This window comes from Cystobacter fuscus, assembly GCF_002305875.1.
GTDB classification, from domain to species: Bacteria; Myxococcota; Myxococcia; order Myxococcales; family Myxococcaceae; genus Cystobacter; species Cystobacter fuscus_A.
The window spans coordinates 9,586,370-9,603,081 of sequence record NZ_CP022098.1; the positions used below are offsets into that span (position 1 = coordinate 9,586,370).

Here is a 16,712-nt window from a genome sequence, read left to right on the forward strand (position 1 = left end):
GACTTCCACTCTTGTGCCCCACCAGGACCTGGTTGCCAGGAATCCCATCATGTCCATCCTCATCGTCGAAGACGAACTGCGGGTCCGCGCCTTCATCTCACGGGGCCTCACGGAAGAGGGCTTCCGCGTGCACGAGAGCGTGGACGGCACGCAGGCCCAGGAAATGATGCGCCACGAGCGCTTCGCGCTCATCATCCTTGACTGGATGCTGCCGGGGCTGTCCGGGCTGGACCTGCTCCGGGCGCTGCGTGCGAAGCAGGACACCACGCCCATCCTCATGCTCACCGCGAAGGATGCGGTCGCGGACCGCATCAGCGCGCTCAATGCCGGCGCGGACGACTATCTCATCAAGCCCTTCGCCTTCGAGGAGCTGCTAGCGCGCATCCGCGCCATCCTCCGCCGCGTCGACAACCGCGCCACGCCCTTGATGAGCCACGCGGACCTGACCATGGACCCCACCACCCGGAAGGTGGTCCGGGCCGGCGTGGAGATTCCACTGACCGCCCGGGAGTACGCGCTCCTGCAATTCATGCTCGAGCACGCGGGCGAGGTCCTGTCCCGGACACGCATCGTGCAGGCCGTGTGGGAGCACGACCTCGAGACCTTCTCCAACGTCGTGGAGGTCTACATCCGCTATCTCCGGGCAAAGGTGGATACGCCCTTTCCCACCAGGCTCATCCACACCGTGCGCGGCGTGGGCTACGTGCTCCGGAGCCGCGCATGAGGCGTCCGCGCACGCTTCGCGAACAGCTGACATTCTTCTTCGCCTGCTCCGTCCTGGGAACAACGCTCCTCTACGGCGTGCTGGTGACGGCGGTGCTGGCCACCGGGGAGTGGATCGAACACACCGCGAACCCAAGCCTGGGGTTGACCGAGGGAATCTTCGACGAAGCCCGGCAGGCCCTGGGCGCCATCCTCTTCAGCATGCCGTTCGCAGTGCTCGGGTCCACGGCGATCGCTGGCGCGCTGGCCCGCAGGGCGCTGGCGCCGCTGCGCGAAGCCAGTGACCGGGTCCGCGCCGCGCGGGCCTCGGAGCTGGACCTGCGCCTTCCCGATCGGGGAACCAGAGACGAGTGGGACACGCTGGCAGCGACCCTGAATGAACTCCTCGCGGATGCCCGCGCGTCGCTCGTGCGCATCCGCTCCTTCACCTCCGACGCGGCGCACGAGCTACGTACGCCGCTCACCATCATCCTGGGCGAAACGGAGGTCAGCCTGCGCAGGGAGCGGACGCCGGAGGAATACCGCCGCACGTTGGCGATCGTGCTCGATGAGACCCGCCGGCTCACACACCTGGTGGACGAACTGCTCCAATTGGCGCGCGCGGATGCCGGCACCCAGGCCATGACCGTGGAGCCCGTGGACCTGTACTCCCTGGCGCGCTTGTCCCTCCAGCGCACGGAGCAGCACCTGGCGGCGCAATCCCGGAACCTGACGCTGGAGCTGAAGGGCGGCCCCACGCAGGTCTGGGGCAGTCCGGTTCTGTTGACCCACGTGCTGGACAACCTGCTCTCCAATGCGCGCCGCCACGCCCGCGAGCGCATCCGCGTGGAGCTGGACGCGACGGACATGGGCCTCCGCGTCACCGTGGGGGATGACGGCGAGGGGGTGGACGCCGCCTTCCAGGCCCGGCTCTTCCAGCGCTTCGCCCGGGCGGACCCGTCGCGGCACGGCGAGGGCATCGGCCTGGGGCTCGCGATGTCGCGGACCATCGCCGAGGCGCATGGCGGCACACTCGACTACGCGCGGGTCGACGGCGAAAGCCTCTTCACCTTGCGCCTCCCGAAGCCGAAAGCGTCTGGCGAGCCGCCACTTCCGGCCGGGCATGCCATCGCTGACAGGACCACATCCTGAAGGTCACGTCGCCGCATGGGCGTGAGCCATCAACCCCCTCGCCCTTCGCTGACGATGCGCATCCTCTTCCACTTCCAGACCTCACCCTTCGCCCGCCGCCTCTCCCTGCTCAAGACGACCCCCGTCCTCGTCGAGGAGGATGGTCTTCTCCTCCTACCCCCATGGACACATGGGCTCACGCATGATGATTCATGTCATCGGTGATTCATCGGCGGGAGGAGGAGCCGGAGCCACGGGACCGTGGGCATTCGCCGCGGCCTTGAGCGCGTGCGCCGTGGGCGGAGTCTGCCCATGGGGAGCACTCCCCACTCCAGGACGGGGCGGCATGCGAGCACCGCGCTCGTGGCTGTCCTCCACACGGAAGTAGGACACCAGCTGGGTGAGCACCTCCGCCTGGGCGGAGAGCTCCTCGGCGGTAGTGGCCAGCTCCTCGGAGGCCGAGGCGTTGCGCTGCGTCACCTGGTCCACGTGCTGCATGGCCTTGTTCATCTGGACCACCCCGTCGGCCTGCTCGTTGGAGGCGGCCACCACCTCCTGCACCAGGTCCGCCGTCTTGCGGATGGAGGGCACCAGTTCCTCCAACAGATGTCCCGAGCGCGTCGCCACCTTCACACTGCTCGTCGCCAGTCCGCTGATCTCCTTCGCCGCCGTCCGGCTGCGCTCGGCCAGCTTGCGCACCTCCGTGGCCACCACCGCGAACCCCTTGCCGTGCGCTCCCGCCCTCGCCGCTTCGATCGCCGCGTTGAGCGCCAGCAGGTTCGTCTGGTAGGCGATCTCCTCGATGATGGACACCTTCTCCGCGATGGAGGTCATCGCCTCCACCGTCTTCTTCACCACCTGGCCACTCTCCTCGGCGTCCCTGGCGCCCTTCACGGCCATCTGTGCCATCTGCCGGCTGTAGTCCCGGTTCTGGGTGATGCTGGCCGTCATCTGCTCCAGGCTGGAGGTGGTCTGCTCCACGCTGCTGGCCTGCTCGCCGGTACCTTGAGAGAGGCTCTGCGAGGAAGCCGAGACCTGCGTGGCGGCCGCGCTGAGCGTGGCGGCTCCCATCCGGACCTCCGCCATCGCCTCGGAGAGCTTCCTCACCATTTCCTTCAGGGCGAACAGGAGGCTCGTCCTGTCGTTCCCCTTCGTCTCCACGTTCACGGAGAGGTCTCCGTCCGCCACCCTGTGCACCATCTCCGCCGCGTATCCCGGCTCCCCGCCGAGCTGCTCCGCGATCACCACCGTCGTGAGCAGTCCGATCCCGAATGCGACGACGACGGCAGCCAAGATGACACCCATGACGGACCGCCTGAACTCCGCGTATGAACTCGCCGACCGCTCCGAGAACTGCTCCATCGCCGCGAACTGGTGCGCCTCGAGCTCCTTGATGGCCGCCTCGATCTGGTTCTCGACCGCCCGGACCTCCTTCACGCCCGCGTCGACGTAGAGATCCTTGCTCGTCGTGAGCATCCCGGGCAGCCGCCCGCTCGCCGCGAGCTGCAGGACATCCTGCTGCTCGCGCTGGAGCTGGGTCAGGAGCCGGTCCACCTCCGCGGCCTTGCGCTGCTGGGCCGAATCCGAGCTGAAGATCGTCCGCCGGTATGCCGCGAACGCCTCCTCGAGCTGCTCCCGGCTCTTCTCGAGCTCCGCGGTGCGATCCGAGAGCCGCTCCGTGCCCACGTCCAGCACCACGTTTCGAATGGTGCGGGACATGTGGAGCATGTGTACGTCCGCCTCGAGCAGCTTCGCGAGACCGAGCGCGTGGTGCTCGTGTATCTCTTGGAGGCTCTCGTCTGTCTGGGCCATGCCACGCAGGCCCTGCACACCGACGAAGACGGCAAGCACCGTGAGCAGCCCGAATCCGAGCGTGAGTTTCGTGACGACCTTCAAGTTGCGGAACCACTTCACGGTGTTTTCCCCCGCGGTTGTCGCATGGGGCCTGGGGGGCAGCTCGACCAACGCTGTCGGCACCGGCCCGGGGCTCCTTCATGGAACCCCTACCCAACCTGAATCGAGCATCACATGGGCCCCTCTTGATGGGAACAACGTCAGGTGCGTGGGTTCCCTACCCTCCCCCATACCGGCCACTCCCGGCGCCGTGAGAGCACGGCCCCGGAGAGAGAAGCACTTTGACGCCAAACCAAGGAAAGAGACAGAGCCCTGAGTGCCTGCCTGGAGAATACCGGGGCGGTGCATGCCGCCGGCCCCCACCTTCGAGAGGGTGGAGCGGCACCCGCGCCAGGGCGGAGAGGAGAGGCTGGTAGTGCTGCAGACCGAGGGCGAGGAGCAGCAGCGGGAATCGGCGCATCCCGCCGTGCCAGCCTTCTGGGGTCGCCGTGTCAACCGTGATCGGCCGCGCGGCTCCTCCGCGTTGAAGATCGCCTTGGTGAGGTGGCGGCGTCAGCGCTCGACCCAATGTGCGAAAAACGGTCTGGCGCGCTCCGGCATGGACTCGAAGGACGCCCGCGGAATCAGGGGAACCGAATTGTCCTTCCCCTTGGAATCACGCAGGAGCCGCTCGTATTCAGGTGAGTTCTTCCTCCGGAACTCGAGATTGAGCCACCACGCCGAGTAGCGCACGTTCAAGGCCATCCTCGGCCCATCGCTCAGGTTCGGGGCGACGCAGTGCCACAGGCGACTGTCGTAGAACAAGACATCCCCCGGCTCGCCGACGGCAGTCACCTCCGCAGAGTGTGGTTCGAACTGCTCCGCGGGGCTCCCTCCGCTGGGATTGAAGGAGCGCCGGTGGCTGCCAGGCAACAGGATCGTTCCACCCGTCCGCTTGTTGAACCGCGACAGCATGAAGATGGCCGAGATGTTCATCGCGGCGTCGGGGTAGGGACTTGGAAGGGCCGTGGCGAGTTTCTGGTTGAAGGGCCAGTCGGCATGCCAGTAGCCCCGCTCGTTACCGGGATACGTGACGATGGCCCCAACCGAGGACACCCTGAAGTAACGGCCAAGCAGCGCCTCACAGGCCTCCATCAGACGAGGGTGCGTGACGTGGCTCGCCAGCTGGGGCTGGCGGTTGATCACCGCCTGTGCATGGAGGATTCCCTTGGGCGGCATCTGGAAACCGGCTTGTGAGATCCGCGAGACCTCCGCGGCCCATCCGGCGCTCTGCGCATCGAGTTCCCCGCGTACCGACTCCTGGACCTCGGGCAATTCCAGGGCCGGGATGATGCCATCCACGACGCACCAGCCTTCTGCCCTCACACGCTCGACAATCTCATCGGTTCTCATGATGTCTTCCTCGCTTTCCCTGGGAAGGTTTCAGCTGCCCACCCTGAACTTCCGCATCCAGAGCCCGAAGCAGAGAATGCGCCAGAGCAACATCAGGACTTCCTTGTCCGCCCGGGCGGGTTCCCGGGCCAGGTACTCCACGGCCCGTACGTCGAACAACTCCGGCCGCTCGCGGACCACCTCCAACACCCCCTCTTTCAAGCCCTTGCCCGCTCCTCCCCTGAACCATCCCTCTTCCAGGGAGGAGTAGCTCCCCTTCCCATAGGGCTTGATGATGATGGGCGGGAGCAGGTGTTGCATCGCGCGGCGCAGCAGGTACTTCGTCTCGTCTCCGATGATCTTGTACGCGCCGCCCAACCCGATGCAGAAATCCACCACACGGTGATCCATGAAGGGCACGTGGGTCTCCACCCCATGCGCCATGCCAATCCGATCGTTGTGCCTCATCATCATGGGCAGATCGCCGTGGAACACCCGGTAGCCGCAGAGTTCTCCGAGGTTGAAGCTCCGAGGGTTGGGCTCGAAGGCGGGGAGGCGCGCGGCCCGTTCCCGCAGGTCCGCCGTGAGCCAGGAGTACCGCTCCCTCCCGTCGAGCAACTCCGCCACCGGCAGGGAGGATCTCGAGGAGAGGCCCGCGCTGGCCCCGGCGCCCTGTCGGTGGAGATCGTCCTGGTGCGCCCGCACCATGCTCATGTAGCCGGCGAGCAGCTCATCGGAGCCCTGGCCGTCCAGGGTGGAACGAATACCCAGTTCTTCCGCCTGCTCGAAGAGCATCCATTGGGCGGCCAGACTCGCGCGGCCAAAGGGCTCGTCCATGTGCCACACGAGGGGGTCGAGCACATTCATGGCATCCTCGCCATGACAGTGACTCCGATGGTGGATGGCCCCCGTGCTCTCGAGCACCGCCTTCAGCAGGTGCGGCTCGTCGTACAAGGGGTCATCGAAGTAGGCCTTGAAGGTCACGAGCCTGTCCGCGGCGGACCCGGACCGCTCGAGCTCGGAGGTCAGCAGGGCGGCGATGGCGGAGCTGTCCAGCCCGCCTGAAAGACAGAGGCCCCTGGGCCCCGGCTGCGCCCAGCGCACACGAACCGCGTCGAGGAGCAGGTCTCGGAACCGCTCCACCGCCTCCGGCTCCTCCAGGCGAAGACTACCTGGCTCGGGAAGCTCGTACCACCTTCGCAATGGCGGAAGGGTCTCCGTGCAGCGCCACTGCTTCAAATCGAGTTGCAGACAGGTGCTTCCCGGGACACGCAGCACGTCCTGGAAGAGCGTTTCGTCGGAGTGGTCCGTCAAGCCCGCGACGAGGAACTCGAGGCCCGCCCGGGCATTCAACCGGACGTCCATCCCCCGCATCGGTAGGAATTGCTTGATCTCCGAGGCGAACGCGAGGACCCTCGGACCCTTGTAGATGTAGAGGGGTTTGAGGCCGAAGCGATCCCGCGCGGCGAAGAGACGCTTCTCCACGTCGTCCCAGATGACCAGGGCGAACATTCCGTTGACGCGAGAGAGACACTCGGCCCCCCATCTGGAAAAGAGGGCGGTCATGAGCTCGGAGTCGTCGAGCGTCGCTCCTGGAGGCACCTCGACCAGGCGGGACAACTCCTCGCGATTGTAGAGACAACCATCGAAGACGGTATGGAAGCGTCCGCGCCACGGCTCCCTTCCCGTCTCCTCACGGGGCGCGGCATGGGCGCATTGCCACAGATGCACGGCTCCCGCCGGCGATTCGAAGACGTGCGGGCCGGACGAAACCGGGCCCCGGTGGGCAAGGACGCGAGACATCCCTTCAGGGGGCTCGACGGCGACGGATACCCAGATGCCTCTCATTGGCAACACCCGCTCCCGGACGCCTGTCGTCACATTCCCGCATGTGCAGTCCAAGCAGGCGTCGAATTCTCGGACGTGCGGTACACCAAGACCTGCAGTCAACTGGTGGAGCGGAGTCACGACGACGGCCCCGCGTCGGCCACGGAGGGTACCCACCTGCGGAGGGGGGTACCCTCCTGGCCTGGCGCGGCGACGGGGCCCGCTAGCGGAGCGTCGACGCGACCCGCTGGGTGGTCCGCACGAAGTCCTGCCAGTGGGTCACCGCGATGACCTCGGTCGTGCACTCGCCGAGCTCACCAATGATCTCCGCCGCCCGCTGCGCCTCCTTCTCGTCATCCGTCTCGACGACGTCGAGGGAATCGTAGGGGCCCCCATGGAATGCGAGCTTGAGGGTGCACCTGAGCTGGGGAAGCTCCTTGAGGGTCTTCTCCCGTACCGACTGCGCGCGCTGGGGCAACGAACGGAGGTCCGCGGCGTTCCTATATTTCGACAGGATGGCGTACTGAGGCATGGGTCTCCCTTTCTTCGTGAAAAGCCACTTCTTCTGTCACACGTCTCGTGAAAGCACGGGCTGCGATACATCTCCCTCTGCTGCGAATCAGAACAGTTGTCGCTCCTTTCCGTTGAGTACTGTTCCTTGTTCAGAATGAGGCGCCTCGGGGTCATCGGGCAGGATGAAGGGAAAGAAATTCACGGGAAGGCCACCACGGCTGCCCGGAAGCTTCCCACTCGTGTCGCCATCGACCTCGTGGCTTCCTTCCCGGTCCACGTAGCGGACGCGGAGGGGGTGACCCGGACTCATGGCGCGGGAAAGGCGAGAGAGCGACTCGCGGAGGAAGTAGCGGGTATAGCGGTAAGCCTCGGGTTGGGACAGGACGCGATGCGCCAGGAGGGCCCCCGGGTCTCCCTGAAGGGTGGACACGGGAGGCAGCCCCTCGATGTGGGCGATCCGCACGTAGTCTGGCCCCTGGAAGAGCCGCCAGTTGCCAGGGATGAAGAGATGGCGCCACGGCTCGCAGCGGAGATTGCTGAACATGGCGAAGCTGAACTCCGTCTTGAATCCCAGGTACGGCCCGAGACCGTTCACCAGGAACGCGGCCCACAACGTGAGCAACGTTCCCTGCTCGAGCGAGCCGAGCAGCGCCCAGCCCGGTACCTCCAATGAGCGCCAGGAGAGCATGCCGATTCCCAGCAACAGCAGCGCCGTTCCAGCGCCGAAACCCAACTGGATGAGCCATGCGGGGGCACGCATCACGTAGGGACAGTGGCGGTTGGCATGACGAGGGGTCAGCACCCACACCACCAGGAGGCTGAAGCCACAGCTCGCCCCAATGACGAGGGGCGGCAGGGCGCGGACCTGGGCGGTGGCATCGAGAAGCGCCTGCTCCGGCACGAACGCCATCAACCCCGCGTACATCATCGACGAGAAGTTCACGATTCCCAGCAGGGCCATGCTGAAGTGGAACAGGACGCCCACTCCCAGCGCGAGGGGCCGCGTGGGTGGAAACAACAGCAGCAATGGCAGTGCTCCCTCCACGAGCACCGTTCCGTAGATGCCCACACCCCGCAAGAACCGGATGAGCCCCGGGCTGTGCACGCCGCGATCCCAGCAGAGAAAGTCGACGAGCTGGGATGCACAACTCCGCTCGGGCGAGAAGTAATCCGCGTTCAGCTTGTGGAGGAACGCGAAGAAGTAGGTGAGGACGATGAGGCCCTGGACGCCGAGGGACACGAAGGTCTCCATCTGCTCGACACCTCGCGCGAGACAGAGCGTCAACATCATGAACCAGGCCAGGATCAGGTGGTTCGAGAGCCGGAGCGAGTAGCTGGCGATGACCAGCGAGAGGAATCCGAGGCAGGTGAGCTGGAGCCATCCGGCCTGCGGCATGAACAGCAGCGCTCCACAGGTGGCCATGAGCCCCCCATGCACCCAGGCATGGGCTCGCGGACCGAGGCGCAGACCGAACGTCGGAAGGAAGCAATTCGTCAGGTAGCCGAGGCCATCCCTGAAGATATACAGCGCCTCGTGGATGAGGATGGCGCCAGCAAGCATCCGGGTGAGGAGCACCAATGGATTCTCCGGGGCAGGAAGCCTGGGCTAGGCGCCATCGAAGGTGAGCGCCTCGAGCTCCTTCATCGTGAGGACGCAGAACTGCTCGAGCCTGCTGAAGAGCATGTCGCGGACGAGCTCCTCGGAGCCGTCGCGCGCCATGGCCTCCATCGCCTGCGCGGTGTAGGCGATGTGCCGTGTTTCATCCGAGGTGATGACGTCGAGCACTCCCTTGATGCGGGCATGTTGCTCCGGGGGACTGTGGCGCATGAGCATCGGATACAGCAGGAGCTGATGGACCCGCGTGCGGATCTCCCCGATGTTCATCTGCACCAGCGCATCCAGGGTGAGCACTGGCTCCTCGGTGACCGCGCCTCGCTCTGGATGCTCGCGAACCGAGTAGCGCGGCGAAATGGCATCCAACTGCGCCTGGACATCCTCACCCGCACAGCCCGGGAACGCCAGACCGAGCATCGCGATGTAATAGCGGGCGTGGTTGGACTCGTCGATCGCATGGCGACGCACCTGCTCGGCGATGACCGGCGACTCGATGAGACCCGCCATCCGCCACAACATGCGGGCCCCCTCGGCCTCCTTTTCCGCATTGGTGACCAGGGACCTCGCGAGCCAGGAGGGATCGGCTGCCTGCTCCCGGTAGGCCTCACCATACCAGCGCTTGCCGAAGGGCGGCGCGCACGCCTCGAAGGAGGCACACAGGAGCCGCTCATAGCTGGCCAGACCCCTGGCTCCGCTCGCTCTCAGGGCCTCGATGGTCAATTCCGCAATCACATTGGAGCTGGAACCCATGCGACTCGCTCTCCAGGGGCCGGGGCGGATGGCGGGAGCCATCCGCCCTCGTTGATTCGTTACCCGCGAAAGCCGGACCCGGCCGACGAGGGCGCTCTCTCGCCAGACTTCCTAGCGCTTTGGTACCCTGCACTCATCGAAGGGGCAGTTCCAGGCCACGAAGTTGTCCTGCCGCTTCGTGCCAATGTCTCCCTGCGTCAGCTTGACCTTCGCGGCCAAGGCGGAGTTTGCCTTCGTCACCTCGCTCCCACGAATGGGCTCGAAGGTGATTGAGTCCTTGTCGACCGCCATGCTCGACCCCCATTTTGTTGGATTTATTGCTATCCGCTCGAAGTGAACTGGATAGCACTGGCAGTATATGCGCTCAATCATCCAGGTCAAGACATGGACGTCGTCTTTTGAGGCATGAGATGGAACTCCAGCTCGCGGAACATGTCGTCCACACTCGGTACGAGGCGCTCGGAGAGGCAGTCATTTACTCAACAAAGAGCTTCATCCTCGACACGCTGGGAGTGTCATTCGCCGGGGCGCGCGTCGCGGCGGTTCAACCCCTGCTGGAGTATGTGCTGGAACAAGGCGGCCGTGGTGAAAGTACGATACTGGGCAATGGCACCCGGGTGGCCGCGGAGCAGGCCGCGCTCATCAACGGGACGCTGGCCCACGTATTGGACTACGACGAGACCCACGTGGCGGCGAACGTCCACGCCAACGCGACCGTGTTTCCCGCCGCCCTCGCGGTGGCGGAGCAGCGGGGGCGTGTCTCGGGACGCGAACTCCTGACGGCCATCGCGCTGGGGGTGGACCTCACCTGTCGCCTGGGAGTCGCCGCCCGAGAGGGAATGAACGAGGGGTGGTGGCCCACCTCCTTGTTCGGAACATTCGGGGCGGCGGCGGCCACGGCCCGGCTGCTCGGACTCGATGTGCGCGGGGTTCGTCAGACGCTAGGGCTTGCCTATGCGCAGGCCATGGGCAACCGGCAGGCGTTGCTCGATGGGGGGGCCGCCAAATACTTGCAGTGCGGCCTCGCGGCTCGGGCGGCGGTCACCGCCGGGCACCTCGCCCGGGCTGGTTTCACCGGTGCGACCCGCTTCCTCTCGGGTCCGTTTGGATTGTCCGCGCTGTACACCGGTGGGGCCTTCAGCGAAGCCATCCTCCTCGATGGCCTGGGTCGGCGATTCCTCGGTACCGAGCTCATCTGCAAGCTCCACCCGTGTTGCAGTGCGGCGCAGGCGCCGCTCCAGGCCGCTCTCGAACTGATGCGTGACCATCCGATCGACGCCCGGCGGCTGGCCGGAATCCGCGTTCTCGCGCCTCGGGAAGTGGCCGAGCAGCTCGGCCGCCCCCATGAGGTGGGAAGCACCCGAATCCAGCTCCAGGTCAACCTGCCCTATCTCGTTGCGGCCGCCATGGTGCGGAGGCGCTTCACCCTCCAGGATCTCGAGGAGGATGCTCTCCAGGACGACCCGGAAGTGCTCCAACTCGCCAGGCGAGTGACGGTCGAGGCGTCGAGCCCCTCGGGACCGCGCGGTGCGGAGCTGCCAGTCACGGTCGAACTCATGGCCAGGGATGGAACACGCTGGCAGCGGACCCTGGAAGTTCAGGCGGGGGACCCATCCCGTCCGGATCTCCGTGAGCGCATCCTGGACAAGTTCCGATCCTGCCTTCGTCAGGGTGGAGAGGAGGCGCCGCGGGCACGGAGCGAGCAGCTCATCGAGAGGATTCTCCACCTGGAAGAGCTGGAGACACTGGACTGCCTCACCGAAGCGTTCGGAGCAAGGAGCAAGACATGAAGGTCGCTGACGCAATCGCGCGGATCCTCAAGGCGGAAGGTGTCGAATATCTGTTCGCCTATCCCATGAACCCCATCATCGAGGCCGCCGCGAACGTGGACATCCGGCCGATCATCGTGAGGCAGGAGCGCACCGGTCTGCACATGGCCGACGCGTTCAGCCGCATGTCCTCTGGCCGGCGCATGGGTGTCTTCTGCATGCAGAACGGTCCGGGTTCGGAGAACGCCTTCGGCGGCGTGGCGCAGGCCTATGGGGAGTCGGTGCCGCTCGTCGTCTTGCCCATGGGTTATCCGCGCTCGCATTCCGGCGTGAATCCCAATTTCAGCTCGACGCTCAACTTCCACCACATCACCAAGTCGGCCGAGCAGGTCCTGGTGCCCCGGGTCATTCCCGAGGCCCTGCGCCGTGCCTTCTTCCAGGCGCGCAATGGCCGGCCCCGCCCGACGCTGGTCGAGATCCCGAGCGATCTGTTCAACGAGGAGGTGCCCGAGCCCTGGCACTACCGCCCGGCACCGGAAGTCCGCTCGGCACCGGACCCGGCCGCTGTCGAGCGCGTGGCCGGTGTCCTGGTCGACGCCGCGCGGCCCGTCATCTACGCCGGACAGGGCGTCCACTACGCGCGGGCCTGGGCCGAGTTGAGGGCGCTGGCCGAGTTGCTCGAGGCGCCGGTCATGACCAGCCTCGGAGGCAAGAGCGCGTTTCCGGAGAATCATCCGCTCTCCCTCGGTTCCGGTGGCCGAGCCGTTCCTCGCACGGTGCACGCGTTCCTGCAGAGCGCGGATACCCTCCTGGGAATCGGTTGCAGCTTCACGAGCACCAAGTTCGGGGTGAAGGTTCCGAAGGGCAAGACACTCATCCACGCCACGCTCGATCCCTCGGACATCCACAAGGACGTCGAAGCCGAGCACGCGCTCGCGGGTGATGCCCGCCTGACGCTCGAGGCGCTCGTGCAGGCAATCCGCCAGAGGCTGGGGGGGAAGCCGCGCGGCAGAGCCGGCGACGTCACACGGCGGATCGCCGCCGTCAAGGCAGAGTGGCTGGCGACGTGGAGGCCCAAGCTCACCAGCAACGCGGCGCCCCTGTCTCCCTACCGTGTCATCTGGGACCTGATGCACACGGTGGATGTCGCGAACACCGTCATCACGCACGACGCGGGCAGCCCGCGAGATCAGCTCTCGCCATTCTGGGAGAGCATCACGCCGCTCTCCTACATCGGCTGGGGAAAGACCACGCAACTGGGCTACGGCCTGGGGCTGGCGATGGGCGCTAAGTTGGCGAGACCCGACCAGCTCTGCATCAACATCTGGGGTGATGCGGCCATCGGCTTCACGGGCATGGACTTCGAGACGGCGGTCCGCGAGCGGATTCCAATCCTCTCGATCCTCCTCAACAACTCCTCCATGGCGCTCGAGATACCGGTCATGCCGGTCTCCACCCAGCGGTACCGGAGTACGGACATCTCCGGCAACTACGCCGACCTGGCGAGGGCCCTCGGGGGCCATGGAGAGCGCGTGACGACCCCCGAGCAGATCATCCCCGCCATCCACCGCGGCATCGCCAGGACGCAAGACGGCGTGCCCGCACTGCTGGAATTCATCACCGCCCAGGAGACGGAGTTCTCGTCGTTCCAGGAATGAGCGGCTCGTGGGGCCCTCGGCCGGCGGGTGACGATTGGGATGAAGGGCTCTGGGGCACCTGTCACTGCCCACTCGGCCTGCTCAGACACCCTCCTTGGACACCCTCCTTGGGGCTCTCTCCCCTCCACACCGCCCCCATCCCGCCTATGCGTCGTCGTCTACTGGAAACGTTATTTCCAGACGCGGCCTTCAACGCGTGCTGGGGGAGATGCCGTGCAAGGGGGCATCGCTGCCCAGGGCAATGAAGGGGGCCCAGTGATAGGGATGGTGATGGAGAGGGGAAGCGCGCAGTGAGCGCATAGCCTCACGCAGGGCGGAGGCTCGCCCCTGCCCCGCGAGCAGGTGGCGATAGTAGGCGTCCATGAGCAGGCGCGTGGAGTTGTCATTCACCTTCCACAGGCTCATGACGACGCTTTCGGCCCCGGCGACCACGAGGGCGCGGCGCAGGCCCTGAATGCCTTGGCCCAGGCGGACTTCACCGCGGCCGGTGTCGCAGGCAGAGAGGACGACAAGCTGGGTACCCCAGAGGTTCAGCCCGGCCAGCTCCAGGGCGGTGACGAGGGAGAAATCGGGCCGAGGAGCAGAGGAACTCGAGGCCGTGGAGCGTGCGCCCGCCAAGACGAGGCCGGAGTTGAGCAGGGGGTCCTGCTGGGGCGGAGGGGCGTTGCTCATCGACTCGCCGAAGAGGCCCACAGCGCGGGAGTTCCGTGAGGCCGGGACGTCGCCGAGGAAGAATCCATGGGTGGCCACGTGAAGGATGCTCGGGGTCGGTAGCTGGAAAAGGCGCTGCTTGGTCGCCTCGGGCCCCAGGAAGAGCTGGGCCTGGGGTAGCAGGCGTTGAATGTCCAGGGCTTCCTGGCGTGTACCCGGCAGCGGCACCCAGGAGGAGGTGGGCAAGCCCGAGCGGGAGAAGAAGCGCGCGAGGGCGTCGGAGGACGGGGCGCGCGAAGAGGATGGGCTGGAAGAGGAAGGGGGGGCGGAAACAGACGCCGAGAAGTCCGGGTCGGCCAGGACGATGATGGAGGAAGTGGGGGGATTGTCTTGGGGACGAGGGAGGAACTGCCTGCCGGAGGTGAGGTAGGTGAAGTCGTAGGAGTTCAGCAGGAAGTCCTTGCCGTCGTGGAGGGCCGCGAAGGGGACGAGGCTCAACTGGCCGTCGGTAGACAGCAGGAGGCGGCGGGTTTTGCCCAGCAGGGGGAGCAGGGGCTGGAAGGCGAGCCGGTGAAGCCGCTGGGCGATGGCTTCGAAGGAGGCGTGCTTATGGGCCAGGGCGTCGCGCAGGCGAGAGGCGGCGGAGTCGATGAGAGCGGCGGAGCCCAGGTCCACGGCGCGGGTGGAGCCATCGGGGAAGAGCACCAGGGCGAGGTAGCGCAGCGGCGCCGGGGTTGCCGCCACGGGTGTGCCGGGCTGGGGGACGAGAGGCGTGTCGCTGTAGGCGACGAACTCGACGAGGGCGCCGTCCTGGGGCAGGGAGGCGGCGACGCGCTCGACGATGTCGCTGGGGGAAGGCAAGGAGGAGTGGGAGCGCAGTCGAGCGGAGCGTTGGGCGAGGTCGGCTTCGAGCGCGTCGCCCTCGTCGGCCAGGGCCTTGAGTCGTTGTTGGTAGTCCTCGGGAGAGGGCGCGCCGGGGCCCGAGAAGGACATGGAGGCCAGGTGGGTGCGCAGGGCGCGTAGGCGCTCGAAGGCGACGCGGTCCTCGGGGCCCAGGCTCTGGTAGACGGTACGGGAAATGTGGGCGGTTTCCTCGACAGAGCGGCCCTTGAGAAGGAGGGCGGTGCTCAGGGCCAGGTGTTGCACGCGGGCGTCCTGGGGATAGGCGCGCAGCAGGGCGTAGTTCTTCTCTTCCGCGTCACGCAGATAGCGGAGGAAGGAAGAAAGGCGAGACTCGGAGAAGTCGAGAGCCTCGTGACGCAGGCGCTGCTCGAAGAGGGAGAAGGCGCGAGTAAAGAGAGGAAGGGCATCGTCGAGGCGATGCTGCGCCAGGCGGAGAACGGCGAGGTTGTGGAGCGAGGAGGCGACGTCGGGGTGGCTGGGGCCGAGGGCGGCCTCCTGGAGGCTGAGTGCGCGCAGGTAGAGGGGCTCGGCCCGGCCGTACAACCCTTGTATCAAGTAGAGGCTAGCGAGGTTGCCGAGCGAGTCCGCGACGTCGGGGTGGCTGGGGCCGAGGGCGGCCTCGTAGATGGCGAGCCCGCGCTGCAAGAGGGGCTCGGCCCGGCCGTACAACCCCTGGTCCATGTAGAGGTTGGCGAGGTTGTGAAGCGAGGAGGCGACGTTGGGGTGGCTGTTGCCCAAGGCGGCCTCCTTGATGGTGAGTGCGCGCTGCAAGAGGGGCTCGGCCCGGCCGTACAATCCCTGGGCCTTGTAGAGGGTGGCGAGGTTGTTGAGCGAGAAGGCGACGTTGGGATGGCTGGGACCGAGGGCGGCCTCGTAGATGGCGAGCCCGCGCTGCAAGAGGGGCTCGGCCCGGCCGTACAACCCCTGGTTCCTATAGAGGACGGCGAGGTTGTTGAGCGAGTCAGCAACGGCGGGGTGGCTGTTGCCCAGGGCGGCCTCCTGGAGGCTGAGTGCACGCAGGTAGAGGGGCTCGGCCTGGTTGTACAACCCCTGGGCGGAGTAGAGGGTGGCGAGGTTGTTGAGCGAGTCAGCAACGGTGGGGTGGCTGTTGCCCAGGGCGGCCTCGTAGATGGCGAGCGCGCGCTGCAAGAGGGGCTCGGCCCGGCCGTATAACCCCTGGTCCATGTAGAGGTTGGCGAGGTTGTGGAGCGAGTCAGCGACGTAGGGGTGACTGTTGCCCAGGGCGGCCTCGTAGATGGCGAGCGCGCGCAGGTAGAGAGGCTCGGCCCGGCCGTACAACCCCCGGTCCATGTAGAGGACGGCGAGGCTGTTGAGCGAGGCGGCGACTTTGGAGTGGCTGTTGCCCAAGGCGGCCTCGCGGAGGGCGAGCGAGCGCAGCAAGAGGGGCTCGGCCCGGCCGTACAACCCCTGGACGTAGTAGAGGGCGGCGAGGTTGTGGAGCGAGTCAGCGACGTTGGGGTGGCTGTTGCCCAGGGCGGCCTCGTAGATGGCGAGCGCGCGCAGGTAGAGGGGCTCGGCCCGGTCGTACAACCCCTGGGTCTTGTAGAGAATGGCGAGGTTGTTGAGCGAGGAGGCGACGTCGGGGTGGCTGTTGCCCAGGGCGGCCTCGCGCAGGGCGAGCGCGCGCAGCAAGAGGGGCTCGGCTCGGGCCAGGTCTCCTTGCCTCCGATAGAGGTCTCCCATCAGGTTCAGGCAACTGGCGACGTCTCGGTGCATGCTCCCGAGCACGGCCTCTCTGAGTGCGAGCGCATGCTCGGCCCGCGCAAGTGCCTCGGAGTAATTGCCCGCGTCCTTGAGCTTCGTCGCCGCGTCAAAGTCGGACTGCGCCTCCAATAGCCGCGCATCTGGCCTCTCTTGACCGACCCTCCCTCCTACCGCACAACCCGTCCAACAAAGGACCACCACCATCATCCATGCGAGAACCTGACGCATCTCTTCTCCTGGCAG

The 16,712-nt window shown here is 66.4% G+C and carries 12 protein-coding genes; 4 read left to right on the forward strand and 8 right to left on the reverse strand.

Annotated features, from left to right (window positions below):
- The first annotated feature begins 49 nt into the window (after nt 1-49).
- Entirely contained in the window at nt 50-724 is a 675-nt protein-coding gene (locus CYFUS_RS38710; protein WP_095989772.1) for a response regulator transcription factor, read from the forward strand.
- Nucleotides 721-1,854, forward strand: coding sequence for a sensor histidine kinase (locus tag CYFUS_RS38715; RefSeq protein ID WP_095989773.1), 1,134 nt, complete (start codon nt 721-723; stop codon nt 1,852-1,854). The genes CYFUS_RS38710 and CYFUS_RS38715 overlap by 4 nt, the downstream gene beginning before the upstream one ends.
- 189 nt (nt 1,855-2,043) lie before the next feature.
- On the opposite strand, the gene CYFUS_RS38720 is transcribed toward CYFUS_RS38715, so the two are convergent.
- From CYFUS_RS38720 to CYFUS_RS38750, 7 genes are all read right to left on the reverse strand, one after another.
- A complete protein-coding gene (locus CYFUS_RS38720) occupies nt 2,044-3,747 on the reverse strand; it encodes a methyl-accepting chemotaxis protein (protein WP_198316292.1) in 1,704 nt (567 codons plus the stop codon).
- Between the two features lie 492 nt (nt 3,748-4,239).
- Nucleotides 4,240-5,079, reverse strand: a complete 840-nt coding sequence (locus tag CYFUS_RS38725) for a phytanoyl-CoA dioxygenase family protein (protein ID WP_095989775.1) — start codon at nt 5,077-5,079, stop codon at nt 4,240-4,242.
- Nucleotides 5,080-5,109: 30 nt separating this feature from the next.
- Entirely contained in the window at nt 5,110-6,906 is a 1,797-nt protein-coding gene (asnB, locus tag CYFUS_RS38730) for an asparagine synthase (glutamine-hydrolyzing) (RefSeq protein WP_095989776.1), read from the reverse strand.
- 202 nt (nt 6,907-7,108) lie between these two features.
- On the reverse strand, nt 7,109-7,417 hold the full coding sequence (locus CYFUS_RS38735) for a GYD domain-containing protein (protein ID WP_095989777.1): 309 nt from the start codon (nt 7,415-7,417) through the stop codon (nt 7,109-7,111).
- A gap of 87 nt (nt 7,418-7,504) precedes the next feature.
- The gene (locus CYFUS_RS38740; protein ID WP_232537060.1) at nt 7,505-8,974 is read right to left on the reverse strand and encodes a hypothetical protein; all 1,470 of its coding nucleotides are present in this window, start codon (nt 8,972-8,974) and stop codon (nt 7,505-7,507) included.
- Nucleotides 8,975-9,004: 30 nt separating this feature from the next.
- A complete protein-coding gene (locus CYFUS_RS38745) occupies nt 9,005-9,763 on the reverse strand; it encodes a hypothetical protein (protein ID WP_095989778.1) in 759 nt (252 codons plus the stop codon).
- A 111-nt stretch (nt 9,764-9,874) separates the two neighbouring features.
- Complete coding sequence (locus tag CYFUS_RS38750; protein WP_095989779.1) at nt 9,875-10,054, reverse strand: hypothetical protein; 180 nt, start codon at nt 10,052-10,054, stop codon at nt 9,875-9,877.
- Nucleotides 10,055-10,173: 119 nt separating this feature from the next.
- On the opposite strand from CYFUS_RS38750, the gene CYFUS_RS38755 reads away from it, so the two are divergent.
- Together CYFUS_RS38755 and CYFUS_RS38760 are read left to right on the forward strand one after the other, a co-directional pair.
- Nucleotides 10,174-11,553: an MmgE/PrpD family protein gene (locus CYFUS_RS38755; protein ID WP_232537061.1), complete on the forward strand. Its 1,380-nt coding sequence runs from the start codon at nt 10,174-10,176 to the stop codon at nt 11,551-11,553.
- Entirely contained in the window at nt 11,550-13,190 is a 1,641-nt protein-coding gene (locus tag CYFUS_RS38760; protein ID WP_095989780.1) for a thiamine pyrophosphate-requiring protein, read from the forward strand. Before CYFUS_RS38755 ends, CYFUS_RS38760 begins: the two co-directional genes overlap by 4 nt.
- Before the next feature lie 189 nt (nt 13,191-13,379).
- Here CYFUS_RS38760 and CYFUS_RS38765 read toward each other — a convergent pair whose 3' ends face one another.
- Nucleotides 13,380-16,697, reverse strand: a complete 3,318-nt coding sequence (locus tag CYFUS_RS38765; RefSeq protein WP_332468316.1) for a CHAT domain-containing tetratricopeptide repeat protein — start codon at nt 16,695-16,697, stop codon at nt 13,380-13,382.
- Nucleotides 16,698-16,712: the final 15 nt, after the last annotated feature.